General features: G+C 47.7%; 22 protein-coding genes. 12 read left to right on the forward strand and 10 right to left on the reverse strand.

The annotated features are described in order from the left end of the window. Window positions 1-29 precede the first annotated feature (29 nt). Entirely contained in the window at window positions 30-413 is a 384-nt protein-coding gene (gene crcB, locus AOG36_RS06880) for a fluoride efflux transporter CrcB (RefSeq protein WP_015106734.1), read from the forward strand. Here crcB and AOG36_RS06885 read toward each other — a convergent pair. Further along, the gene (locus AOG36_RS06885; RefSeq protein ID WP_015106737.1) at window positions 397-1,128 is read right to left on the reverse strand and encodes an EI24 domain-containing protein; all 732 of its coding nucleotides are present in this window, start codon (window positions 1,126-1,128) and stop codon (window positions 397-399) included. The genes crcB and AOG36_RS06885 overlap by 17 nt on opposite strands. Window positions 1,129-1,246: 118 nt before the next feature. On the opposite strand from AOG36_RS06885, the gene AOG36_RS06890 reads away from it, so the two are divergent. Genes AOG36_RS06890 through efp form a run of 3 tightly spaced genes read left to right on the forward strand, consistent with a single transcriptional unit; the run spans window position 1,247 to window position 3,674 of the window. Next, on the forward strand, window positions 1,247-2,161 hold the full coding sequence (locus tag AOG36_RS06890; protein WP_053825771.1) for a peptidylprolyl isomerase: 915 nt from the start codon (window positions 1,247-1,249) through the stop codon (window positions 2,159-2,161). A 9-nt stretch (window positions 2,162-2,170) separates the two neighbouring features. Then, complete coding sequence (locus AOG36_RS06895) at window positions 2,171-3,094, forward strand: class II fructose-bisphosphate aldolase (RefSeq protein WP_015106739.1); 924 nt, start codon at window positions 2,171-2,173, stop codon at window positions 3,092-3,094. A 16-nt stretch (window positions 3,095-3,110) separates the two neighbouring features. Beyond that, window positions 3,111-3,674 carry an elongation factor P gene (gene efp / locus AOG36_RS06900; RefSeq protein ID WP_015106740.1) on the forward strand — a complete coding sequence of 188 codons (564 nt, stop codon included), beginning with the start codon at window positions 3,111-3,113 and terminating at the stop codon, window positions 3,672-3,674. 87 nt (window positions 3,675-3,761) lie between these two features. Here efp and AOG36_RS06905 read toward each other — a convergent pair whose 3' ends face one another. The 7 genes from AOG36_RS06905 to AOG36_RS06935 all read right to left on the reverse strand — a co-directional run bounded on the left by AOG36_RS06905 (window position 3,762) and on the right by AOG36_RS06935 (window position 12,027). Then, window positions 3,762-4,334 (reverse strand): hypothetical protein, encoded by a 573-nt coding sequence (locus AOG36_RS06905; RefSeq protein ID WP_015106741.1) that lies wholly within the window; start codon window positions 4,332-4,334, stop codon window positions 3,762-3,764. Continuing rightward, window positions 4,334-5,473, reverse strand: a complete 1,140-nt coding sequence (locus AOG36_RS06910) for an ABC transporter permease (protein ID WP_015106742.1) — start codon at window positions 5,471-5,473, stop codon at window positions 4,334-4,336. Before AOG36_RS06910 ends, AOG36_RS06905 begins: the two co-directional genes overlap by 1 nt. Next, entirely contained in the window at window positions 5,466-6,521 is a 1,056-nt protein-coding gene (locus AOG36_RS06915; protein WP_053825772.1) for an ABC transporter permease, read from the reverse strand. The genes AOG36_RS06910 and AOG36_RS06915 overlap by 8 nt, the downstream gene beginning before the upstream one ends. A 1-nt stretch (window position 6,522) precedes the next feature. Beyond that, the gene (locus AOG36_RS06920) at window positions 6,523-7,467 is read right to left on the reverse strand and encodes an HlyD family secretion protein (protein WP_370696103.1); all 945 of its coding nucleotides are present in this window, start codon (window positions 7,465-7,467) and stop codon (window positions 6,523-6,525) included. 54 nt (window positions 7,468-7,521) lie between these two features. Continuing rightward, window positions 7,522-9,039 (reverse strand): TolC family protein, encoded by a 1,518-nt coding sequence (locus AOG36_RS06925; protein ID WP_015106745.1) that lies wholly within the window; start codon window positions 9,037-9,039, stop codon window positions 7,522-7,524. Then, entirely contained in the window at window positions 9,039-10,325 is a 1,287-nt protein-coding gene (locus AOG36_RS06930) for a hemolysin family protein (protein WP_053825773.1), read from the reverse strand. The genes AOG36_RS06925 and AOG36_RS06930 overlap by 1 nt, the downstream gene beginning before the upstream one ends. A 100-nt stretch (window positions 10,326-10,425) precedes the next feature. Next, window positions 10,426-12,027 carry an inorganic phosphate transporter gene (locus AOG36_RS06935; protein ID WP_015106747.1) on the reverse strand — a complete coding sequence of 534 codons (1,602 nt, stop codon included), beginning with the start codon at window positions 12,025-12,027 and terminating at the stop codon, window positions 10,426-10,428. A 266-nt stretch (window positions 12,028-12,293) separates the two neighbouring features. Between AOG36_RS06935 and AOG36_RS06940 the strand changes: the two genes are divergently transcribed. The 7 genes from AOG36_RS06940 (at window position 12,294) to tal (ending at window position 20,176) form a co-directional block, all read left to right on the forward strand. Next, window positions 12,294-13,685, forward strand: coding sequence for a hypothetical protein (locus AOG36_RS06940; RefSeq protein ID WP_015106748.1), 1,392 nt, complete (start codon window positions 12,294-12,296; stop codon window positions 13,683-13,685). 13 nt (window positions 13,686-13,698) lie between these two features. Further along, entirely contained in the window at window positions 13,699-14,373 is a 675-nt protein-coding gene (locus AOG36_RS06945; protein WP_015106749.1) for a vWA domain-containing protein, read from the forward strand. Beyond that, window positions 14,374-16,887 carry a protein phosphatase 2C domain-containing protein gene (locus tag AOG36_RS06950; RefSeq protein ID WP_015106750.1) on the forward strand — a complete coding sequence of 838 codons (2,514 nt, stop codon included), beginning with the start codon at window positions 14,374-14,376 and terminating at the stop codon, window positions 16,885-16,887. It abuts the gene before it with no gap. Window positions 16,888-16,965: 78 nt separating this feature from the next. After that, the gene (locus tag AOG36_RS06955; protein ID WP_015106751.1) at window positions 16,966-17,235 is read left to right on the forward strand and encodes a NifU family protein; all 270 of its coding nucleotides are present in this window, start codon (window positions 16,966-16,968) and stop codon (window positions 17,233-17,235) included. A gap of 9 nt (window positions 17,236-17,244) precedes the next feature. After that, the gene (locus AOG36_RS06960; protein ID WP_015106752.1) at window positions 17,245-17,853 is read left to right on the forward strand and encodes a hypothetical protein; all 609 of its coding nucleotides are present in this window, start codon (window positions 17,245-17,247) and stop codon (window positions 17,851-17,853) included. Continuing rightward, window positions 17,850-19,184, forward strand: a complete 1,335-nt coding sequence (locus tag AOG36_RS06965) for a UDP-N-acetylmuramoyl-L-alanyl-D-glutamate--2,6-diaminopimelate ligase (RefSeq protein WP_015106753.1) — start codon at window positions 17,850-17,852, stop codon at window positions 19,182-19,184. The genes AOG36_RS06960 and AOG36_RS06965 overlap by 4 nt, the downstream gene beginning before the upstream one ends. Then, window positions 19,181-20,176, forward strand: coding sequence for a transaldolase (gene tal, locus AOG36_RS06970; RefSeq protein WP_015106754.1), 996 nt, complete (start codon window positions 19,181-19,183; stop codon window positions 20,174-20,176). The genes AOG36_RS06965 and tal overlap by 4 nt, the downstream gene beginning before the upstream one ends. Here tal and AOG36_RS06975 read toward each other — a convergent pair. Further along, window positions 20,159-21,040 carry an aspartate carbamoyltransferase catalytic subunit gene (locus tag AOG36_RS06975; RefSeq protein ID WP_053825809.1) on the reverse strand — a complete coding sequence of 294 codons (882 nt, stop codon included), beginning with the start codon at window positions 21,038-21,040 and terminating at the stop codon, window positions 20,159-20,161. The two genes, tal and AOG36_RS06975, sit on opposite strands and share 18 nt — an antisense overlap. Window positions 21,041-21,373: 333 nt before the next feature. On the opposite strand from AOG36_RS06975, the gene AOG36_RS06980 reads away from it, so the two are divergent. Continuing rightward, a complete protein-coding gene (locus AOG36_RS06980) occupies window positions 21,374-21,610 on the forward strand; it encodes a hypothetical protein (RefSeq protein ID WP_053827346.1) in 237 nt (78 codons plus the stop codon). Between the two features lie 853 nt (window positions 21,611-22,463). Here the strand turns inward: AOG36_RS06980 and AOG36_RS06985 are convergent. After that, window positions 22,464-22,760: a hypothetical protein gene (locus tag AOG36_RS06985; protein ID WP_053825775.1), complete on the reverse strand. Its 297-nt coding sequence runs from the start codon at window positions 22,758-22,760 to the stop codon at window positions 22,464-22,466. Window positions 22,761-22,910: the final 150 nt, after the last annotated feature.

Below are 22,910 nucleotides of genomic sequence, written 5' to 3' on the forward strand. Positions count from 1 at the left end.
TAACATTGTGAGAAACTTAAAGGATTGGTATGCATTTTATGTTTTTATTGGCAGCACTGGGCGGAGCTGTGGGGGCGAGTTTGCGCTATTTTGTGGGCAAGATCGCACCCACGAAGTTGTGGATTTGGCAGAGTTTTCCGGTCGGCACCTTTAGCGTGAATTTAATTGGGTGCTTTGTGATCGGATTTGCAGGGCATTTAGTGGCAAAGTCTATCCTAGGCGATAAAATGAGTGTATTTTTTATCACGGGGGTTTTAGGGGGCTTTACGACCTTTTCTTCCTTTGGACTAGACACTTTAAAACTCCTACAAAAACAAGCCTTCAGCGAGGCGATCGCCTATGTGGTGGGTAGCAACCTCTTAGGGCTACTTTGTGTGGTTCTAGGCTGGGGCTTGGCTAAACTGATACACTAGCTTTTTTAGCCTTAATGTCTAAAAAGAAGCGCGCCAGGATGATGGTCTGCAAGAGCGTGGCAAAGAAGTTAAAGATGGGGATGAGCGAGAAGAGATAAGCCACGATGGCGATTTTGTGGTGGGGGATTTTGTATTCTCTTAGCACCTCTTGATAGGTTTCTTGATTGTAAATGGAGCTACCGATGTCAAAAGAGAGTGTGTTTTTAAAGAAAAAGTAATGCGGGATGAGCGACACGAACACTCCAATGAAAGGGATGAAGTACAGCGGGATGCACACCACCAAGAACATACACAAGTAGGCGAGTTGCTTTAAGAAATGCTGGATACAGCCCATGAAATCCCCGAAGTTTTCTAGGGGTAGGTTGGTGTAGTCGTGTTTGTGTAAATAGCAGATCACCACGGGGGTGTAAAAGAGCGACACAAAGAGATTGCCAATCAGGCTTAACATCAACACACTTAAGAGCAAGAGCACATAGGCAAAGACCTTAATCGCCAGCAAGAACATGGCGGGCAAGAGGCCGTTGGTGTGGGCGTAGTGATCCCAGCTTGTGGGCAAAAAGCCCTCGATGATGCGCACCATATTGCCCCCAAAGTAGAACAAGACCACCCCCCAAAATAGCACGCCTAAGAACACAGGACCTAAGTTTAAGAACAGCATTTTCCAGCTTAAAAAGTCTTTCCAACTTTTGTGGATGGTTTGCAGCGGTGTCTCCATTTGACTCCCTTCTGATTTGTGGAATAGCCCACTTTTATTTTAAGTTTAGCATGATAGAATAACTCTTTCATGCCTTTGCAATGCAAGGCTTCAATTCTACAATACTTTGGAGAGTTTTATGGTTAAGAAAAGCGTCATGAGTTTGGTTGTAATGGGGTTTTTGGGTGTGGGTTTGGTCGGGGCAAAGACTTTAGCCACCGTCACCTTCCCCGCTCCACAAGACACACCTACTAAGGGCAAACACCACAGAAAACACAAACAAGTTGCCGCCAAACCTGAAGTGGTGAACATCACAGAGAGCAATTTTGATGTGTTGAAACAACGTAGTCCCAACTTTGACTTTGACAAACTTAAACCCGAACAAAAAGAAGCCTTGATCGAACAAGCCATCAACAACCTGTTGATTGAAAGAGAAGCGAGGAGAGAGAAATTAGACGAAACCCCAGAATTTGCCAAAATGGTGGAGAGTTATAAAAAACAACTCCTTGTGGAAACTTGGGCAAAACACCAGGCCGAAGTGATCGGCAAAGAGGACATCCCCGAAGCCAAGTTGAAACAATACTACGAAGCCAATAAAGCGCAATTTGTGCAACAAGAGGCCCACGCCCGCCACATCTTGGTGAAAACCGAAGCAGAGGCTAAACGGGTCATCTCTGAACTAAATAAAGTCCCTAAAGCCCGTGTAGAAAAAGAGTTTATCGACATCGCTAACCGTGAATCCATCGACCCAAACACCAAGAACAGCAAGAATGGCGGGGATTTAGGTAAATTCCAAAAAAACCAAATGGCCCCCGAGTTCTCTAACGCTGTCTTCGTACTTAAACCTGGCACTTACACAAAAACCCCTGTCAAAACCGAATATGGCTACCATGTGATCTACTTGATCAGCAAAAACGAACCAAAAACCCCCAGCTATGAAAAAGCCCGCCAAACCATCATTGGCATCTTAAAAGAACACCAATTCCAAGAGTATGTCAAAGGGGAACTAGAAAAATTGCGCAAACATGTGCAAATCAACATCAGCAAAGATTAAAGGGTTTATATGCTAGTCACGGGCATTGAGATTTTAAACAAAGCGCACCAAGAGGGCTATGGCGTTGGAGCGTTTAACTTTGTTAATTTTGAGATGTTGCATGCGATCTTTGAGGCGGCTGAGATGGCCCAATCGCCCTTAATCGTGCAGGCCAGCGAGGGGGCAATCAAATATTTGGGCATCGACATGGTGCTTAGCATGGTCTACACCATGAGCAAGCGCCACTCAAGAATCCCCGTGGCTTTGCATTTAGACCATGGCAGCAGCTTTGAGAGTTGCAAAAGGGCGGTGGATGCGGGCTTTACCTCCGTGATGATCGATGCCTCACATCACCCCTATAAAGAGAATTTACAGCTCACTAAAGAGGTTGTGGATTACGCCCACTCTAAGGGGGTGAGCGTGGAGGCTGAGTTGGGGCGTTTGATGGGCATTGAGGATCATATCTCTGTAGATGAGAAAGATGCGGTGTTGGTTAATCCTAATGAGGCTGAGGAGTTTGTGAAGGTCAGCCAAGTAGATTACTTAGCCCCTGCGATCGGCACGAGCCACGGGGCGTTTAAGTTCAAGGGCGAGCCCAAGCTAGACTTTGAACGGCTTGTGGAGGTGAAAAAGCGCACCAACATCCCCCTAGTCTTACACGGAGCAAGCTCGATCCCTGAGAGTGTGCGTCAAATCTTTTTGAGCACGGGCGGAGACTTAAAGGGGGGCAAGGGTGTACCCTTTGACTTCATCGAGCAGTCCATCAAGGGCGGGATCAATAAAATCAACATCGACACCGATTTGCGCCTCGCCTTCATCGGCCAAGTGCGTAAAATGGCGCAAGAAAACCCCAGCGAGTTTGATTTGCGCAAGTATTTCACCCCCGGCATGGAGGCAGTGAAAGCCGTCATTGTGGAGCGCATGCATGTGCTTGGCAGTGCGGGTAAAATTTAAGGATTAAAGGAATTAGATGGCCATTGGCATGGGCGAGTTAAAAAAGAATTTGAAGATTGAAATACAAGGCGTGCCTTACCGCATCGTGGAATACCAACATGTCAAACCCGGTAAGGGTGCGGCCTTTGTGCGGGCGAAAATCAAGTCGTTTTTAGATGGCAAGGTGATCGAAAAGACCTTCCACGCGGGCGACAAATGCGATGAGCCCAACTTATTGCAAAAACCCATGCAATTTCTCTATTTTGATGGAAGCAGCTACCAGTTCATGGACACGGAAACCTACGAGCAAATCGCCCTAAGCGAGGATCAAGTAGGCGATGCGCCCAAGTGGATGCTCGATGGCTCTCAAGTGCAGGTGCTCTTCCATAATGAAAAGGCAATTTCTGTAGAGGTTGCCCAAGTGGTGGAGCTGAAGATCACACAGACCCCCCCCAACTTCAAGGGCGACACTTCTAGCGCAAGCAAAAAACCCGCCACGCTTGAAACCGGCGCAGTGGTGCAAGTGCCCTTTCATGTACTTGAGGGTGAAGTCATTCGGGTCAACACCCAAACAGGTGAATACCTAGAAAAGGTGAAATAACCCTTCTACTTCGTGCTCCCTTTGGGGGCTTTTTGCAAAGATACCTTTTTAAAATACCTCTTAGGTGCTTTACAAGCCCCTTAGGCATTAACGCCCCCCGCGGTCTTTTGTGAAGTCGTGGTGGTTTTTTGTAGCGTTCTCTAAAAGCACTTCATCAAAAATCTTTTTTATCCCCAGTGTGATTTGTTGGATCGTTTCTGGAGCCAGGGCTTTGATGTTCTCTAAGGATGTCCGCAATTTAGCAGGGTCGTAGCTGTTCACCTGTACCAGCATGAAGACCTCTTCGTTATTGGGGTTGATGTACTCGCCCAGCTGCACGCCATGCCCTAGACTGCTAGAGATGGCTTGGATGATTTGGTTAAAAATCGCATCATCGTAGGGTTTTTGGTGGGCATTTTGGCTGACAGTGTAGGTTTCCTTGAGTTTATTAGCGATGTGGATCGCTACCCTAAAGCGGGCACGCTCTCTAGCAATGCCTTCCGATCGGGCGGTTTGTCCATCAATGACATGGGAGCTGTCAATTCCCTGCGTGGTGTACCCACTCATGTCTTGCACCATCCAGTTGGGCATGTTTTGTAAAAAGACCGCTTGTTTGGGCCCTGAGTTGCACGCCCCCAAAAGCAATACACTGACTAAGGTTAAAGCAACACGCCTATACATTAGACCTCCTTTGATTTCGTTTGGCTACGCATTGTAGCAAAATCTCGCCTCTGCATCCGCCATGCCCCGATCAACAAACTCCCCACTGCCAAAACAACCAAAGCGCATAGATCATAAAGCACCGCACTAATGGGGGCAGCAAACTGGTTGAGCATCACAAGGGCAGAGATGCCATGTGTGGCTGGGATGAGCTGTAAAGGCAGGCGCAAGAAGGCAGGCATCAGTTCAGATGGCCAAATAAAGCCCATCATAAACACGAGGGGTAGGGAGGCGACTAGAACGATTTGTGTAATGTGGGCGGGTTTGCTGGCAAACGCCCCCATGAGCACCCCAAAGCTTGAGACAGCAAAGAGAAAGACCAAACCACAAAGGAGCAATTCCGTGGGGTGAGCGTGGATGTGCACGCCATAGTAGGGAAAGAGCACCCCAAAATAGAGCAATAAATGGAAAGTGTAAATTAAAGTGAAGCACAACGCACGCACTAAACAAGTTTGTAGCGCTTCAACAAAGCCCTGAAAGCGCCTAGGGTTGGCGCAAGTGATCCCCCCCGCTCCGATCAAAAGCGTTTGGTGCAAGATGAAAATAAAAACATGGGCAATGGCATAGTTAAGATAACCAAGGGAGGGGTTGTAAAGCGGGATGTCTTGCAAATCAAAGAGGTTGTGCTCTGTGGCATGCTCGCCTAAGTATAAATCCTTGTAGATTTTGAGCTTTTGGCTTAGGGCTTGCACGGTCTTGGCAGTGGCGTGTCCGATGGTGCTGTAGATGAGAAAATAGTTGGCGTTGGCGTACAGCTCGATTTTTGCGGGGACGCTGGTGTAGACATGCCGCTCAAAAAACCTAGGGATCAGTACGATCCCAAAAATCTTTTCTTCTTCTAAGAGTTTCTTGGCTTCTTGCATGGAGCTTGGATAGGAGGCGATTTTGACCTCTTGGGATGCCTCGAGCATTTTAGTGAGTTGGCGAGATAGGTGGCTGTGGTCTTGATCCACTAGGGCGATTTTTTGGGCCGTAACAATGTCGTTTTTGTAGGGCAGAGGGTAGAGAAAAGCGTAAAAGAGTGGTCCACCAATCACCACCACTAACACACCCAAATGACTAAAAATTTGCCTAAACTCTACGGCTATGGCCCTAAACACGGCAAAACCTTTTGTCAAAAATCAATAAACCCACTGGCAAAAAGAGCATAAAAAAGGCCAAATGAGACAGAGAGCCCAAAGCCAATTTGAGATCCGCTTGGTAGTAGTCTAGGGCGATGCTGGTTTTGATGAAATAGGTGGCGGGCAAGAGCGCGCTCCAAAACTGCGCAAGGGCTGGCATGTTGTCTGTGGGGTAGGTAACCCCTACAAAGGCAAAGGAGGGGGCGGTGTATAGAGCGATGAAAGAAGCGGTGCGGAAGGGGTCTTGGATAGTGGTGTAAAAGAAAAGCACTACGCTAGAGATCGCCACCACCAAGAGCACACAAGAAAGTAACAACAGCCCCCAATGGGCATTGTAGGGCTTTAAGTAAAAGAGCATCAACGCCCCCCATGCGCTAAAAATGAGCGTGTTTAGGCCTAAAGCCCTCCACACTTCACGGGAATTTTGGCACACCTGCACGAAGTTAAACATCCCCAACGCCGCTAAGATTTGCCACATGCAGGGCAAGATTGCCATGAGCAAAAACTGGGCATAGTTGTTGTGCTCGTTAAACAGAGCATGTAAGTCCACATACACGGGAAAGGCTAGGGCTTTGGCAATCTTTAAATCACTGTGCAACTTTAAATTCGTGGCAACATCTTGCTTAATTTCTAAGGTGGAGAGGGTATATAAAAAGGCGTTCAAGAGGGTCTTGCCCACCAGTACATAGGTGGCGTTATAATACAAAGCTATGGGGGTCTGCACGCCTAGTTTGACCTGCCGCTCTAAATTCTTAGGCACCACCACCACTCCATAGATTTTCTTAGAAGCCAAAAAGGGTTTGGCCTGGTCCAAATTGCTGTAAAAATGCGCTACTTTAAGGGCACTATTGGCATTGAGGGAGCGCACCATTTCATGGCTCAAGTGGCTATTATCTAAATCCACCACCCCGATATCAAGTCTCGTGGGAATTTGCCGGTAAAACAAGGCAATCATAACTAGCCCAAAAAAAAGTGGAGCTACGCACACCGCCACCGCAAAGCGTGATTGAAAAAACTTCGCCCACATCTTAATCGCTAGGGATGTCCACCAACACACTCATGCCGACCCTTAGAGCTTGCATGTCCTTTAGGGGCGTGGCTTCGATGCTAAAGCTTTTCATATCGTAGCTTTGGCTGCTGTTCGTGCTTTTCCAAGTTGCAAAATCGCCCATCACCGCAATATGCGTAACTTTAAACTCCACACTCTCTTTTAAGGCGGGAATATAGCCCGTAAAGCTAGCCCCCTTTTTAAAGCGGCTCAAATACTTCTCAGGTACACTCAAATCTAGCCATGCATGCGCAGTATCTGTAACCAGTACCACAGGAAAGCCCTTAGGACTAAGTTCCCCGCCATAAAGTAGTACATTGCTCACCTCCCCATCGATGGGGCTGTAGGCCTTTTTGTCTCTTAAAAATGCCTGCACTTCGTTGAGCTGCCCTAAAGCGGCCTGCTCTTTCTCTTTAGCGGCGATCTTGCTCTCATTGGACGCGCCCTCTAGGGCGAGCTGGTATTGCTCATAAGCGGCGTTTTTCTTAAAGGTCGCGCTTTGAAAGGCCGCGTAGGCCTCATCGCGCTTTTGTAGACTCGCCACGCCCTTATCATAAAGGCTTTGGATTCGTTTATAGGTTTCTTCGGCTAAATCGCTTTGCGCTTTGGCGGCTTGGTAGACATCTTTTGCGCTTTTAATGGTTTGGCTGCGGCTACCCCTTAGCACTTCATTGCTCAAGGCTTTGGCGGCTTTGTGGCTAGAGCTGGCTTGTAGTAGTTTTGCCTCCGCTTCAGGGCTATCGATCGTAAAGACTAAATCTCCTTTTTTGATGTAATCGCCCTTGTTGACAAGCACACTCTCCACCCGCCCGGCAAGCTTGGAGCTCACGCTGTACTCCCTAGCTTCTATGAAGCCTTGCAGGCGTTGCTGTTTGTGGTTGTAAGTGCTGTAATACACCTGTCCGAGCCAAATTAAAATCCCCACTGCCGCCAAAGCGGCCAGGATGATCGGGGTCTTTGTCGTCTTCACTCCATTTCCTTAGTAAACAAAATCGTAAAATAGGTCTGTATGCCCGCTAAGCACCATCAAATCCACCAACGCGCTGATGTACTTATAGGCGTGGGTCTTTTGCTCCACCAAAATGCCCGCCAACGAGTTGCGCGCATCCACCACCATCGCATTGGTCGCCATGCCCTGATTAAATGCCTCTTCTTGCAATTTCAAGTTTTCTTTGGCTAGCTCCACACTCGCATCCAAACTTTTATATTCCTTCAGCAAGGCTTGGCATTGCAGGTAGGTTTTATGTACCAAGAGTTCCATGTCTTTCTTGGCTTGGCTTTGCAGGGCGGAGGCTTGCAGCTCATCAATCTTGGCGGCTTGGTAGTGCATGATACGCCCGTGAGGGGTTAAAATAGGCAGTCTTGCGCCCACGCCCACGAACCACTCGGGGATCATGTTGAGCATGGTGGAGTTATTCTGTTTCATCAAGTAGGCCCCAAAGAAATTAAAATGGGGGAGAAACTTCGCCACTTGTAATTTTGTCATCTGTCTTGCGCTCTGCTGTTTGATGGCGAGACTTCTTAGCACGGGATAAGAGCTTAGAGTTTCTTGCTCAAAAAAGGCTAAACTGGGCAGGGCTTTGGGGCGGATGTTTAAATGCGCCGTGGGGGCGAAGTGGGCTCTTGATACAGGGATGTTTTGGCTGCTCAAAATGGTATTGAACGCCAAAGTCGCAACCTCCAGCGCATCGTCTGCTTGCATGGACTTGGTCTTGCTCTTTTCATACGCCACTTGTGCGCTTAGAGCCTCCACTTTGGCAATTTGCCCAGCCTTTAGGCGTTTTAGGGCGTTTTGGTAGTGCTTCAAATGCCCCGCTTGCACATCTTTAAGCACCTCATCCACCTCCATGTTCAGTACCAAGCCATAGTAAATCTTCACCAGCTCTTGAAAGGTGGAGAGCCTTTTAAGGCGGGACACCTCCATCGACTCCTTATGCGCCAAAGAGGCGAGCTTTGTCATATAAAAGCGCTCTCCGCCCATATACAGCGGATAAATGATGCTCAAAGCCCCCATCACAATGTTTTGTTTGGAGAACAAGAAGGGTTGGCTTAAGGTGTTAACCATCCCCCCGATCCCTTGTGCCACCGCCATACCTCCCATTTGTGCTAGGGCGGGCTGGCCTAAGAAGTGCTCCATGCCATTGGCAAAATTTTGCAATTGGACTTTATTCTGGCTATTTAGTGGCGAAATAGTGATGGGCTTGCCTAGGTGCACATAAAAGGCACTTAAATCAATTTCGGGTAAGAAAGAGAGCTTAGCCGCCGTGCTTAATTTTTTAGCCTTCTTCTCGGCGTAGTCCTGGGCCTTGATGCCATCGTAATTGGCCAGTACCATGCCCCACGCCTGCTTGAGCGTAACCTTAGTGGGCTTATCCATCTGCAGCGTGCTTAAATTTGTAGAGTTTTTAGCTTCTATTTGCAAAGGGCTTAACTCTGTTTGTGCTGCCAACACGCCGCTAAGCAGCCCCACCAACACCCCAAACCGATTATTGTGCATCATAAATCCTTTTTCACGAGCTTGAGTTTGCGAATCCGCGCCTTATCCATGTCTAGCACCTCAAAAATGCACCGCTCATCGCCCACCACATCGCCCACCTCCGGCAACCTTTCTAGCAAGCTAAAAACATACCCCCCCAAGGTCACCTGCTCATAGTCATGCTCAAATCGAAAACCCAAGAGTTCCTCCACACTCTCTAAATCCACTCGTCCATCACACTCAAAGGTGTATTCATCGATTTTCTTAATCCCCTCCTTATTCTCATTTTGCCCCTCAAAAATATCCCCCATGATTTCCTCAAAAATATCATCCATCGTTAAAACTCCCGAAGTCCCTCCGTATTCATCCACCACCAACGCCATGCGCCTTTGCTGTTGGTTCATTTTAATTAAAATTTGCGAAATGGACGCGCTCTCGGGCACAATCAACACCTCTTGTAGTAGGTGCTTTAAATTGGGTTCTTTGCGCTCTAAAACAGGGGCAGATAAAATGTCTTTGATGTGCACCATACCCAAAATGTTGTCCTTATGCCCATCGCAACAAGGGTAGCGGGTGAAGGGGTGCTTTAAAATCGTTTGCAAATGCTGCTCGTGGGTCTGTTTAATGTCTAAGCACACCATGTCGTTACGCGGGGTCATGATCTCTTTGGCACTCGTGTCGGAGAAATCCACGGCATTTTTAATCAGCTCCTCCTCCACATAGTCGATCACCCCGCCTTTTAAACTCTCCCCCACAATGATCTTGATCTCCTCTTCTGAGTGCGCACTGTCCTTTTGCGGCTCAATGCCAAAGAGCTTGAGCACCAAGCGCGCCAAGAAGTCAAAGAGATTAACAATGGGATAAGAGAGCATCCAAAAGGCGTGCAAGGGCCGTGCCACCCACAAAACCACGCTCTCGGCGCGCACGATGGCGATCGATTTAGGCACAATCTCGCCCAAGATCACATGCAATAAAGTGATGCAGCAAAAGGCGAGCACCACGCTTAGGGCGTGCACAATGGTGTGCAGGGCAGAGAAATGCACCCATTTATGCAGCATGAGTGTGATCAAATGCGCTAGGGCGGGCTCGCCCAGCCAGCCAAGCCCCAAGGAAGCCAAAGTTACACCTAGCTGCGTGGCACTTAAGTAGGTGTTCACCGAAGCATTGATCTTCAGGGCAAGGGTGGCGTTGGGGTTGTTATGCAGGCTCAGCTCCTCTAGTTTGGAGCGCCTGACCTTGACAATAGCAAATTCAGAGAGTACGAAAAAAGCGTTGCACAACACCAAAAGAAGGGCGAAAGTGCACATTATCAGCGACTCGTAAACTTCCAACAACTCTCCTTAAAATTAGCCTAAAACACCCTATTTTATAGTCTATTCTACAAAGAATAATTAACGGATAACAAGCCTAGAGTCTCTTAACAATGTTGAAAGTGTCTATTAAATAGTATCCTAAGGCCCCAAGTAGGGCGGAAATGGGCACGGTGATGAGCCATGCGGTGATGATCTTTTTGATCACCGAGCGTTTAAGCAACTCGCTTTTGTAGGCCTTTTTTAAGCCTTTGCGCTCCTTTTTACTCAAACCCACTGTGTATTCTAAAGTGTTGTTTTCTTTTTGTAGGGTTTTGAGGTAGGCGAGCATTTCTTTTTTCTGCTTGGGGTTGGCCTTTTCAAAGCGATCCAAGAAGTTCTTGATGACACTCGCATCTTCGCCGTGGTGCGCGTCTAAAATCATTTGCTTCATCTCAAAGAGCCGTTTTTGCAAGAACTCGCGCAAAAAGCCCACTCCAAAGACCGCCCCGATGGTGATGTGCGTGGAGCTCACGGGTAAACCAAGCTTTGAGGCGAGTAGCACCGTGATCACCGTTGCCATCGCGATGCAAAAGGCTTGCATTTTGTCTAGCTCCGTGATTTCACTGCCCACGGTTTTAATGAGCCTTGGACCATATAAACTAAGTCCCGTGGCAATGCCAAGCCCCCCAACCAGCATGATCCACAAGGGCGCATAGGCTTTTGTGGGGATGGCGTGGTGTCCCCACTCTTGCAAACTCTGCACAATCGCCGCTAGGGGTCCCACGGCATTGGCTACATCATTAGCCCCGTGCGCAAAGCTCAGCAAAGCGGCACTAAAGACCAAGGGCAGAGTAAAGAGTGTGTGCACGCTCTCTTTCGTGTTTTCTAGGCTGTTGATCTTAGAAGCCACATAGCCGCTAAAGGTGCTGTAGGCGAGCAGCCCCACCCCCACGCTTAAGAGAAATTCGTTAACCAAGCCTAGCGGCGTGCGTAGAACCTTTGCCAGCATATACCAGCTAAACGCCAAGCCCATCACCCCCACCACTAGGGGCATCGCCTTTAGGGCGGCGTTTTTCTTGTCTTCTCGATCGCTGATACTCTGCTTAAACAAGACCATAAGGCCCATGGCAATCCCCCCGCCCATCACAGGCGAGATGACCCAACTAGCCACAATCCCACCCAAAAATTGCCAATCTACAGCCCCAGCCCCCCCTGCCACCAACCCCGCTCCAAGCACCCCACCCACAATGGAGTGTGTGGTAGAAACGGGCGCACCAATGGCTGTGGCTAGATGCAGCCAAATTGCCCCTGAGAGCAGAGCCGAAAACATCATTCCGACAAAAACCGTGGTGTTTTGGATGTGCTCGGGGTCGATGATTTTGCCCTTAATGCTCTGCACGACTTCACTGCCGGCCAACACCGCCCCCAACACCTCACACAGCGCCGCCATCAAAATCGCCATGCCCAGCGTGATTGCCTGTGAGCCCACCAGCGGGCCGACATTATTGGCGACATCGTTGGCCCCGATGTTCATGGCCATATACCCCCCCACCACTGCGCTCAAAGCTAGCAATGCTAAGTGCGTGGGCGTGTGGCTAAAGATAAGGGCTAACCCCGCCGCCGCCACAACAAACACGATGGCTAGGGTGATTTTGACATTGTCTCTTTGGAGCTCTTTAAAGGCCTTTTGGATAGAACCGCTTGTTTTAGATTTCATGTGGAGCTTTCATTGACGGGTAGGACTTTAATATAAAAATCTCTAAGAAACGCTTAAAGAATGTGTTTAAAGCCATTGCCTTTTGACGCTCTCTATGTTTTGATTTGACTAAAGTTTGCTAAGCATAAAAAACCATTAACTTTTTGCCCCTTTTGATTTACCTTTTTATGCTACTCTCACCCATTCACCCATTCACCCATTCACCCATTCACCCATTCACGGGGCGGGGGCGGATAGAGGGGATAGGGGCTTAGGAGTTTGGTTGTATGCAAGACCCTGATTTAGCCACCTTGATCCAAAGCCACGATGTGCTCTTGATCGATGAGAGTGCATTGATAGAAGGGGCGTTTTGGAAAATCTACAAAGACAACCTCCAAGAAATCCTACAAAAAACCAACAAGAAAATCGGGGTCCCTGAAGATGTCCTAGAACGGATCAACGACCAACGCGCAGACGATGCCCGTTACCAAAAGGCATACAATAGGTATCTTTCTATCCAAAAGGAGGTTGTCAGCGTGCCGGGCAAACTCACAGAAATCATCAGAGCCACGAAAAACCTGTTTTTCACCAAAAACAAGACCCTCGCCAACATCGCCACCCGTTTTAAACAAAGCACCATCTTGTTCCTCTCTAGCAGCAAAAAACGCCTAGAGTTTTACATCGCTAAAGCCAAAGAGGACATCAGCAAACCCAAGCACAAAACCCCCCACACCTCTCAAGGTAAATTACACATCAGTGCAGTCCCACAAGAGGGGCAAGATGTCTATTATGATCACAATGGCAAGCAACACAGCGTCAGACTCACCCAAGAGCTAGGGCAAGGAGGCGAGGGGATCATTTACACCACCAACACGCCCATGCTCGCCAAAATCTACGGACACCAGCACAAGAGCACACAGACCGGGGGCGTACCCGACTTCACTCCCCAAAAAATCGCCCTACTCACTAAGATCAAAACCAACCAATGGGTGTGCATGCCCACTTGTCTGCTCAAAAACCAACAAGGCGAATGTGTGGGGTATTTAATGCCCAAAGCGGAGGGCAAGACCTTGCAACACATCTTAGGGGGGTCTAAAGATGTCAAACAACACATCCCTAATTGGAATTTAAAAGACCTTGTCCGTCTGTGCATGAGCTTTTTAAAAACCGCCCAATCTCTGCATGACAAGGGGATCTTAATCGGCGACATCAACCCCAATAATCTCATGTTCACCCCCAACGCTGAGATGTTTTTCATCGATTGCGACAGCTACCAAGTGGACAAATACCCCTGCCCTGTGGCTGACCCGGCTTATCTCGTCCCCGAGCATTTGGGCAAGCACATGAAAGATGTTTTGCGTTCTAAGAGCGATGAATACTACGCCATCGCGTGCTTGTTGTTTGTGATCCTCACTTTGGGCATGCACCCTTACAACCACAAGGGATTGGGCAGAGATGAGGCGATGAAGCAGGGGGCATTTGCCTACCCCTTAAAGGGAGGGGACATGTCTTTTGTACCCAATGAAAAGGCACGAGATCAATGGGTACGCCTCAGCCCCAAATTGCAAGAGTATTTTTACGAGAGCTTTCAAAAAGGGGGTAAGTTTTTTGCCCCTAAAAAACGCCTCCCCCCAATCAAGTGGCTCGATGCCTTGAATAAATTCCACCAACAACTTTAAGGAAAGGATAACTATGAGTGATTTAGACACAGAATACGAGAACGACTTAGCCGACAACCCCACCAAGCGGGTACCCGTGTGCCTTTGCTTAGACACGAGCGGGTCTATGAGTGGTGCACCCATCAGCGAGGTCAATCAAGGCGTGGATTTGTTTTACCAAGCGGTCAATGACCACCCCATTGCCAAACAATCTGCCGATGTGTGCATTGTAACCTTTGGGGATTGTGGGGTGCGTTTAGTGCAAGACTTCCAAAGCATCCGCGATGAATCCGCCCCTAGGTTTAGTGCCGATGGGGGTACGCCCATGGGCGAGGCGGTGAATGAAGCCCTAGACCGCCTAGAGGAACGCAAGCAAGAGTATAAAGACAATGGCACGGAATACTTCCAACCATGGCTGGTCATCATCACCGATGGCGCCCCCACAGACGACATCAGCAGTGCCTGCAAACGCACCAGCGACATGGCAAACAATAAAAGACTCACTATTTTTCCCATCATTGTGGAGGGGGGCGATGCGGGCATTTTAGGGCAATTTTCGCCCAAGAATCCCCCCGTTAAACTCAAGGGCTTGAATTTTAAAGAGTTTTTTAAATGGCTGGCGGCCAGCGTCGCTGTGGTGTCGCAATCTCGCCCCGGGCAAAAAGTCGCTTTGCCCCCCAAAAACGAATGGGAAGAATTGGAAGTTTAAATGGCAAAATGGTGCGTCATCGGGCATGCCGTGCAGGGCAGGGGGCATGCGCTAGAAACCCCACCCACCCCATGCCAAGATAAAATTTACCCTCCAAAACCCACCACCTACAGCACCACAGACGGGGGTGCTTTTATTGGTTTAGCCGATGGGGCGGGCTCAGCGAAGTTTTCCCACTTAGGGGCGGCAAAAACTTTAGAAGTCGTGGCAAAAGAGCTAAGCCAAGACTTTGCAACCTACCTCAACATGCCCAACCAAAAAGAGATGAGCGCCACACTCTTAGAGCGCATTTTGCAAGCCTTGCAAGAGCTTTGTGTCCAACAAACAGACAAACTCCAAAGAGATAAAAGCGACATTGATGGCATTTTCAACGCCCTTTTAGAGGAAGCACAGGGGCTTTTAAAGTGGCAAGAAGCACACCGCTTACCCTTAATGCAGGGCATGCAAAGCGTGCAAGAGAGCTTTAGCCAAGATCAAGAAAAACGCCAAGAAAGCGTGCAACACACCATCAAAACCGCCCTAGAGGGCATGGCAGAGAAAATCAAGAATTTACAAGGGGGGTTTAGCGGCGAGGCTTACCAACTCCAATTCATCCCCCTCAAAGACAGGCTAGAAACCTTAAAAGCGGAGATTAGGGGAGCGGATTTTACGCTGTTTAGTGCAGAAAAGACAGCAGAATTATTAAAAAAACATGCCCCTAGCAAACAATACAAAGAAATTAAAGACAAAATCCACAAGAGTCTTAAAGAAGCCGAAGAGAGAGGTGATGGCTGGCTTGATAAGCTTGTGGATGTAGGTAAAAAGGCTAAACAACTCTTTCTTGGAGGTGATGACATCCAAGAAGAAGCTAAGGAGCAAGTGGATCGCTTAAAAAACGCCTATGTGTTTAGAGCGAATTTTGCACCCTTAAACCTGCCCACCAAAGACCTAAAAAGCTACAGCACAGAGCGGATTGAAAATACGCTCAAAACCCACAAACGCACCCTAAAACAACAAATCACTCGTTGTTGTGAAGATTACCAAGAGTTTTTAGACAAGGTGGAAAGGATAGTTAAACAGAAGGATTTTGATAAGTGGAATGAGGACAACCTTAATGCTTTGTTTAACACTTTCACAACCACCCATGACGATACATTTAAAGGACACTTACAAGAAATCGCCAAGCATATCCAAAACAGCAACGCCACCGCCCAAAACTATAAAAAAGACTTGTTAGAGCAACTGGGCACTAAAGAACAAGAATACACCCACTTAAAAAGGCGTTTTGAGAGTCTAAAAGGCGATGTCTTGAGTTTGGAGGGGGATTTAAAGCACACGCTGGACAGACTGCAAAGAAAAATAGAAACCCTAAGCCCCCCCTACATGCTCTCAGGGGTGCAAAATCTGCTCTTGTCCAAAGCCACCTTGCAAAAGGATTTTGCCCTTTATGAAACCTACGCTAAAGACAGCACACAACTTAACCACGATTTGCAAAGTTTAAATTTAAGCCTACCCCCTCAAGCCATAAAACCCCTTAGCCATGTGCATGAGAGCCTAGAAAAATCTAAACTCAACACCCCCACCACCCCCACTAAAGAATTTTTAAGTGCCCCTAGAACCAAGGGCTTTTTAGAGCATGCCAACACCCTAGAGAGCCAAGCCAAAGAGTGGCAAACCCTACACACCCGCCAAAAACAGCTAGAAAGTTTTAGCGAGGAAACAAAAGTCCTAGAAAAAACCCTAAAAGAACACCTAGAGGCACTGGGGGTTTGTTGTGCCCACTTGCACGAGGGCATAAAAAAGCTCCAAGCCCAAAGCCTTTGGCAGACCAAGGACTTAAGACCCCTAAACAACCTCCCCCTAGACGCGTGCAAGAGCAAATTAGAACACACCCTACACAAAGAAAAAGTCCTCACACAAGAGTTTAACCAAGAGTGGCATCAGTCCATCACCCCCACCACCCTCCCCAAAATCACCCTCAAAGACAATCTCCAAAAACTTTATGACAGCATCCAGAACAAGACGTGCTCTTTGCAGGACTTGGCTTCGACCTTACTGGCGGTGGCGTTGCGGGGTGATGACTTCTTATTGTTGCACCTAGGTGATGGCGTGTGTGGGGTGTTGAAGGGGCGGGAGTTAAAGGTGGCAAGCCACCCAGACAATGGCGAATTTGGCAATGAAACCACCTTCACCACTTCTAAAGACGCTCCCTTTAGCATGAAAATCTTTAAGGGCAAACTGAGCGAGAAGAATTTCACGGGCTTTGCGCTGATGTCCGATGGGGCTAGCGAGTCCTTTTACCACAACAAAGATCGCATTTTAGTGCCCCTACTGCAAGATTACATGAATGTCGCCCGTGTGCCGGGCATGCAAGAGGGCGTACAAAAGGCGTTAGAAACCTTGCTTGAAGGGCGGGTGAAAGAAAAGACCTTTGATGATTGCAGTGTGATCGCTTTGGTGCTAGAAAGCCACGACCCCCTAAGCGAAACTGAGAAAAAATTACAAGCCAAAATCACAAATATCCCCCTAAATTGAGTCTTAACGTCGCCTTTTAGCGTGATAAACGAGGTTTAGGGTATATTGCGTTATAATAAGAGCTTTTGGAGGTGCTTTATGGTTTTTAGCGATGAAGAATTACAAAAACCCGTGGAGTTAGCCCTAGAGAAAATCCGCCCCATGCTCTTAAGGGATGGGGGCAATGTGGTGCTCTTAGGCATTAAAGATGCAAAAGTGTATGTGAATTTAGTGGGGGCGTGCAAGGGCTGTGCATCTAGCGCAAATACCCTAAAGTTTGGTATTGAGCGTTGCTTGCAAGAGGAGATACACCCGGACATGCAAGTTGTGCATATGTCGCCTGAACGCTATAAAGAGTTGTTTTCTTAAGCCCCTTGAATGACAAATGACCCTAAGAAGCGCACCTTTTGCGCGCAGGGCTACAAGGCGTTTTTACACAAGGAGTATCCAAGGGCTGGGTTTTTATTCGGGCAGGCGTTGTTCTTAGACCCGATGGATTCACACGCCAAAATCGGCTTGCTTCTAAGCGACATTGCCCTAGACTTCCCCAAAGAGGCGCACAGTTTCTATGAGTTGTACCAAAGTTTGTTAGACTCCCAGCCCCGCCGTTATAAGCTCAGTATCCAACACCAAATCTTAGATTTGATCGCGTCTTTTGACGATAGCCTGAGCAAAATGGCACAGGCCTTTAGTGCCGAAAACCAGCTGAAAGCCGAAAGTTTGGAGGGGATTTTATACACCGACTTTAAAAAAATGTGTGTGGGTAGGGACTTTAAAGAGGTTTTTGAGGATTTAATGTTCAGCACAAAAGTCATTTTTGACAAGAAGGAGGACTTTTACGAGTTCTTAGAGAGCCTTGTAGAAAATGGCTTTTATGAAATGTCCATCTCCTACATTGAGAACATGCGCGAGCTCTTGTGGTATGATGAGCGCGTGAGCGCGATTTTACAAAAAGCCCTAGAGCTAGAAAAGCAAGCCAAAAAATGAGACACTTTTACCCCATCACCCACTACAACCGCTCCTTCACCCACTTAAGCGAGGACACAAGAGAGTTAGACAATTGCACCCTTTTGGTGCAAACCCCAAGCAACGCCCCCTTCGTGCAAGTGTACCTAGCCAAAGAGCCCACCACCCCCACCATCCACGCCCTAGAGCTCTACAAGCTTTTAAAGTTGTCGCTTCAAATCGTAGGGGTTACGGGCACGAATGGCAAGACCACCACTGCAAGTTGCATTTATTCGCTCTTGCTAGATTTGGGGCACTCTTGCGCCCTGCTTGGCACAAGAGGGTTTTTCATCAACGATAAGCGCGTCAAAGAAAAGGGCTTAACCACGCCGACCCTATTAGAGTTATATATGGACCTAGCCACAGCACAGGCTGAAGGTGTGGCGTATTTCATTATGGAGGCAAGCTCACACGCCATCGCCCAAGAGAGGATTTTAGGTTTGGAGTTTGGGGCAAGGGTACATACAAATATCACCAGCGACCATTTAGACTACCACAAGGACCTAAAAACCTACCAAGCCGTGAAAAATTCCTTTTTTCAAGGCGAGGGACTGAAAGTCATCAACCGAGACGACCCTATGGTGCGTTTCAACCCCATTAACGCTTACGGCTATGGCTTAGAGCACAAGAGCCATTTAAGCACGGACGCTTACAGCCTACACCCCAGCTTAAGCGCCCATTTAAGCTTCAAACTCACCCCCAAAGCCCCGGCTGAAAACTCTTTACTGCACTCCCCGCTTATCGGCCGACATAACCTTTACAACCTTCTAGGGGCTGTGCTTTGTGTGCGCTTACTCACCGATAAACCTCTAGAAGACATTTGCGCCCTTGTGCCAAACTTCTTAGGCGTGAAGGGGCGTTTAGAGGTGGCACACACAAACCCCCTTGTAGTGGTGGATTTTGCCCACACTGCTGATGGCTTCACGCAGATTTTTAATAGCTTTAGTGGGCAGAAAGTGAAAGTTGTCTTTGGCGCAGGGGGCAATCGGGATAAAAGCAAACGCCCTTTAATGGGACAGGTAGCAGTAACGCATGCCCTTAAAACCTACATCACTAGCGACAACCCAAGGCACGAAGACCCTCTAGACATCATCAAGGACATCCTGGGGGGGATTGCTGAAAACAAACGCTCTAGCGTGGTGGTGGAGGCGAATCGCCAAAGGGCCATCGAGCGTGCCCTAAGCGAATTACAAACAGATGAGATTTTACTCATCCTAGGCAAGGGGGATGAGAATATGCAAATCATCGGCTCCACCCTGCACCCTTTTGACGATTGTCAAGTGGTGCAAGCATTTTATAAGGACAAGGCATGAAGGATTTTTATTTATGGTGCGACTTCATTGAGCGGGATTTTTTAGAAGAGGGGTTTCAAACCCTTTTAAAAAAAGGGCAAATTGCGGGGGCGACCTCCAACCCCGCCATTTTTGCCAAGGCTTTGGAGTCTAAAGCGTATCAAGCACAAATTGCAGAGCTTAAAAACACCAAAATGGGGGCGAAGGACATTTACGAGCATTTAGTCATCGCTGACATCAAAAGGTGCGCTCAAATTTTACTGCCCCTTTGGGAGAAAAACAAAGCCACGGGCTACATCAGTCTAGAGATTGACCCCTTTTTAGCCGACAATGTGGGGGCAAGCGTGGCGGAAGCGCGGGCATTGTTTGGGCGCATTGGCATGCCAAATGCCATGATCAAAGTCCCCGCCACCCAGGCAGGGCTAGAGACCATGGAGCATTTAGCCAAGGACAAGAACATCCCGCTGAATGCAACTTTAGTCTTTGATCCTAAGCGCGCTGGGGATTGCGCCCTTGCGCTTAAAAAAGCTCCCATGGGTGTGGTGAGCATCTTTGTCTCTAGGCTAGACACCTTAGCTAACCGGCTTTTACAAGACAAAAACAACCGTCTAAGCCAAAGCACCCAAGCCACGCTTTTAAACCAATTTGGCATCGCCAACGCCCTAGAGTGCTACCACAGCGTGCAGGGCGTGGGAGCAAGCCGTGTGTATCCCCTCTTTGCCAGTGTGGGCACCAAAGATCCAAGCCTGCCAAAAGACTATTATCTACAAGCCCTAAAACTCGAGCACAGCATCACCACCGCTCCCCTAGAGGCTCTAAAAGCCTACCACGAAACCCCCAGCGCGCCCACAACCTCCATCAAGCACATCAAAGAAACCATGCAAGATTTGGGCTTGGACTTAGAAAAAACGCGGCCAAACTCAGGTTATAACCCGGGCAGACATTCTCTTTTATTGCCGGGACTTAAAGCCTTTGAGGACGCTTTTAGCAAACTCTTAAAGGCTTTGACTTAATAGAGCTTCTATCAAAGCCATCCGCATTGCCACGCCGAGTTTCACCTGCTCTAGGATTTGACAGCGCGGATCGCTTAAAAGTTTGTCCTCTATGTCAATGTTTCGATGCACGGGGCCAGGGTGCAACACCACGACTTCTTTTTTGAGCATGTCCGCCTTGAGGCAATATTTATAGGCGTAGTCCTGTAAAGAGCCGTAAGTTTGCAGGGAATGCCTTTCGGTTTGTGTGCGTAGGCTCATCACAATATCCGCCACCTCTAGGGCTTCTTGCAAATCGTGGGTGTACTCAAAGGAAGTCTTAGGCAAGAAATGCGGGGGGGCGACTAAAAGGGGCTTTAGCCCAAATCTAGGTAGAAGTTGTAAATTGCTGTTAGCCACCCTTGAGTTTTTAATGTCGCCCACAAAGGCGATGGTTTTGCCCTTAAGTTGCCCTTTAAAATGCCTATGTAGAGTGAGTAAGTCTAGGAGAGCCTGCGTTGGGTGGGCAAACGCTCCACTACCCGCATTGATTAGGGGGGTTTCTAGGTGCTTGGCTAAGTAGGGCAGAGCACTTGAGTGGTGGTGGCGGATCACAAATAAATCGATCCCCATTGCCTGCAAGTTGTAAAGCGTGTCTAGCAGAGTTTCGCCCTTTTTGGCAGAGCTGGTTTGCACGCTAAAGGCGTTGAAGTGGGCGTTTAGGCGGGCTGTGGCGGTTTGAAAGCTCGCCACCGTGCGGGTGGAGTGCTCAAAAAAGAGGGCGGTTACACTCCTCTGGTGCAAATTCGGGGCTTGAAAACCATCTGCAAACGCACCTGCTCTATCTAGCAGAGATAAAACCCGCGTATCGTCTAAATCCTGTGTGCTGATGAGGTGTTTTAACATAAGCGCGATTGTAGCAAAAAAACGCTGTAAAGAACACGGGCTTTTCAAGAGTTTTTAGTTTTAAAATGGGGGCAGAATAAATTTCTTCACTAGCAATTGCCAAAGCACCGAAAACATCCTGAACAACAGCCTAAGCCAAGAACAACAAGCTGCGGGAGAAGAGTTTGGTAGGGGCGTGCTTTAGGGCGCAGAGATATCCATGTCAAAGAATTTGTAGAAAAGCCTTTGGAGAGGGGAAAATCTTCAACGCTTATGGTGCCCTGATGGATGCTTTTATAAACAACAAGCAATCCACCCAAGAGGTCGCCCTGTGCGCCATTCACACCGATGGAAATGGCACATTTTGGCGTTTATGGCCCAAGCCACAACTCCAGCCCTAAAGCACAAAAGGTGTTAAAAGAGATTTTAAACACCACCACGCAAAAGCTACAAAATGAGCTACAAAAGCTAGACACGGTACAAGACAGTATTAAGAGTGTTTTAGACAATTTAGAAAAGGACACCAAAGACACTTACAATGAAGCCCAACTTCTTAAGTGTCTGCCTCTAAAAGCAAAACTCCCCGCTTAAGGTAGTGACTCTACACCCCACCTTGGATTGGGCAACATCCTCTAAAGCCCCATTAAACGCTTCAAGCCCCTCTCGTGCAAAACATCGTTTAGATAGTGGATGTGCGATTCTTTTATAGTTCAAAGGTCTGCCACTTTAAATCTGTAAACACTTTAGGCATCAAAGTCCTTTAAACTCTCTTGGGCTTAGGATTTATCCTTTTGTTGAGAGGTAAGTTAAAGAAGTTTAAGTAAGACCACAACATCCATGGCGTTATCCCCCACCATTTGGCAAGACAAGCACTAGGTGCTTGGAAAATAGTCTAAAGCAATCGTTCTGCACAAGCATCGCTAATGCTAAAGCGATCACTAGTCTTCTCACTTGCCTCCTCTCGGGGGTAGTCCACTACCTTCCCAATCCCTAGGCAAAATAAAGAAGCTTTATTTTACAGCACTCCAAGTGCAGACAAAGAACATAACCAAGTGTCAATAAGGCATTTTCCCATATAAATTTTGCAGTGCGTTTATTGACATCCTCAAAATACTGCAAATACTATAGATTATTGCGTAAGTAAATAGTCCGCTTAAAAGGGGTGGCTAAAGCAAGCGTATTGTTTGAATAAGTGTTTCATCTTTACATTGAGCCTATCCCCATAAGCAAGGGGCAAGTAAGAAGTACCTGTAATGCCCGTGATGTTATGGTTGCGCATCACCCCACAATTATGCAACGAAACCAGCTCTTGGGACATTGCACATTTAGAATGTGTAAGTTGTCTAAGAATTGCGGATTGTAGTGCATGCAACGGCCTTTTTAAATCACGAAATATTGGATTTTAGCAAAACCTATCTGTATTTGCACACACCTCCTAAACCCCCTAAAATAATCTGTAAACGGCGGTGGAAATGGTGATTAAACCAAAACACAGGATAAGGAGGTTTTGCCATAGGTTTTTATATTTATGCAGTTGGGGGAATTTATAGATGGCATAAAGGGGCATCAAGTAGAGGATGATGGCTAAAATGGGGCCGCCGATGCTCTCGATGATTTCTAACACACTGGGGTTCTTATACGCCACAAACCATGCCACAAGGAAGGTGATGAGGGCGGTGATTTTATTTGCGCTGGATGGAGAAATTTGTTGGTTGGTGGCATAAAATAAGAGGCGGTTCAAGCCGTTCTTACAAACCTATAAAACCGCATAAAATCCTATAAAATCCTATCAATAGAAAAAAATTTTAGCGGTTTTTGTTGTATTCCTGTTTCCACCATGCTGGTTACTAAGCCATTCTTTGCAAAATCGCTTAATAGAGCCGTCATGTCC

This window comes from Helicobacter heilmannii (assembly GCF_001283065.1).
Lineage (GTDB): Bacteria > Campylobacterota > Campylobacteria > Campylobacterales > Helicobacteraceae > Helicobacter > Helicobacter heilmannii.

What these genes read in the sequence shown, in the direction of transcription:
- crcB (WP_015106734.1), top strand. Translation starts at nt 30, where the DNA reads ATGCATTTTATGTTTTTATTGGCAGCACTGGGCGGAGCTGTGGGGGCG.
- AOG36_RS06885 (WP_015106737.1), bottom strand. Translation starts at nt 1,128, where the DNA reads ATGGAGACACCGCTGCAAACCATCCACAAAAGTTGGAAAGACTTTTTA.
- AOG36_RS06890 (WP_053825771.1), top strand. Translation starts at nt 1,247, where the DNA reads ATGGTTAAGAAAAGCGTCATGAGTTTGGTTGTAATGGGGTTTTTGGGT.
- AOG36_RS06895 (WP_015106739.1), top strand. Translation starts at nt 2,171, where the DNA reads ATGCTAGTCACGGGCATTGAGATTTTAAACAAAGCGCACCAAGAGGGC.
- efp (WP_015106740.1), top strand. Translation starts at nt 3,111, where the DNA reads ATGGCCATTGGCATGGGCGAGTTAAAAAAGAATTTGAAGATTGAAATA.
- AOG36_RS06905 (WP_015106741.1), bottom strand. Translation starts at nt 4,334, where the DNA reads ATGTATAGGCGTGTTGCTTTAACCTTAGTCAGTGTATTGCTTTTGGGG.
- AOG36_RS06915 (WP_053825772.1), bottom strand. Translation starts at nt 6,521, where the DNA reads ATGTGGGCGAAGTTTTTTCAATCACGCTTTGCGGTGGCGGTGTGCGTA.
- AOG36_RS06925 (WP_015106745.1), bottom strand. Translation starts at nt 9,039, where the DNA reads ATGCACAATAATCGGTTTGGGGTGTTGGTGGGGCTGCTTAGCGGCGTG.
- AOG36_RS06930 (WP_053825773.1), bottom strand. Translation starts at nt 10,325, where the DNA reads ATGTGCACTTTCGCCCTTCTTTTGGTGTTGTGCAACGCTTTTTTCGTA.
- AOG36_RS06935 (WP_015106747.1), bottom strand. Translation starts at nt 12,027, where the DNA reads ATGAAATCTAAAACAAGCGGTTCTATCCAAAAGGCCTTTAAAGAGCTC.
- AOG36_RS06940 (WP_015106748.1), top strand. Translation starts at nt 12,294, where the DNA reads ATGCAAGACCCTGATTTAGCCACCTTGATCCAAAGCCACGATGTGCTC.
- AOG36_RS06945 (WP_015106749.1), top strand. Translation starts at nt 13,699, where the DNA reads ATGAGTGATTTAGACACAGAATACGAGAACGACTTAGCCGACAACCCC.
- AOG36_RS06950 (WP_015106750.1), top strand. Translation starts at nt 14,374, where the DNA reads ATGGCAAAATGGTGCGTCATCGGGCATGCCGTGCAGGGCAGGGGGCAT.
- AOG36_RS06955 (WP_015106751.1), top strand. Translation starts at nt 16,966, where the DNA reads ATGGTTTTTAGCGATGAAGAATTACAAAAACCCGTGGAGTTAGCCCTA.
- AOG36_RS06960 (WP_015106752.1), top strand. Translation starts at nt 17,245, where the DNA reads ATGACAAATGACCCTAAGAAGCGCACCTTTTGCGCGCAGGGCTACAAG.
- AOG36_RS06965 (WP_015106753.1), top strand. Translation starts at nt 17,850, where the DNA reads ATGAGACACTTTTACCCCATCACCCACTACAACCGCTCCTTCACCCAC.
- tal (WP_015106754.1), top strand. Translation starts at nt 19,181, where the DNA reads ATGAAGGATTTTTATTTATGGTGCGACTTCATTGAGCGGGATTTTTTA.
- AOG36_RS06975 (WP_053825809.1), bottom strand. Translation starts at nt 21,040, where the DNA reads ATGTTAAAACACCTCATCAGCACACAGGATTTAGACGATACGCGGGTT.
- AOG36_RS06980 (WP_053827346.1), top strand. Translation starts at nt 21,374, where the DNA reads ATGGCACATTTTGGCGTTTATGGCCCAAGCCACAACTCCAGCCCTAAA.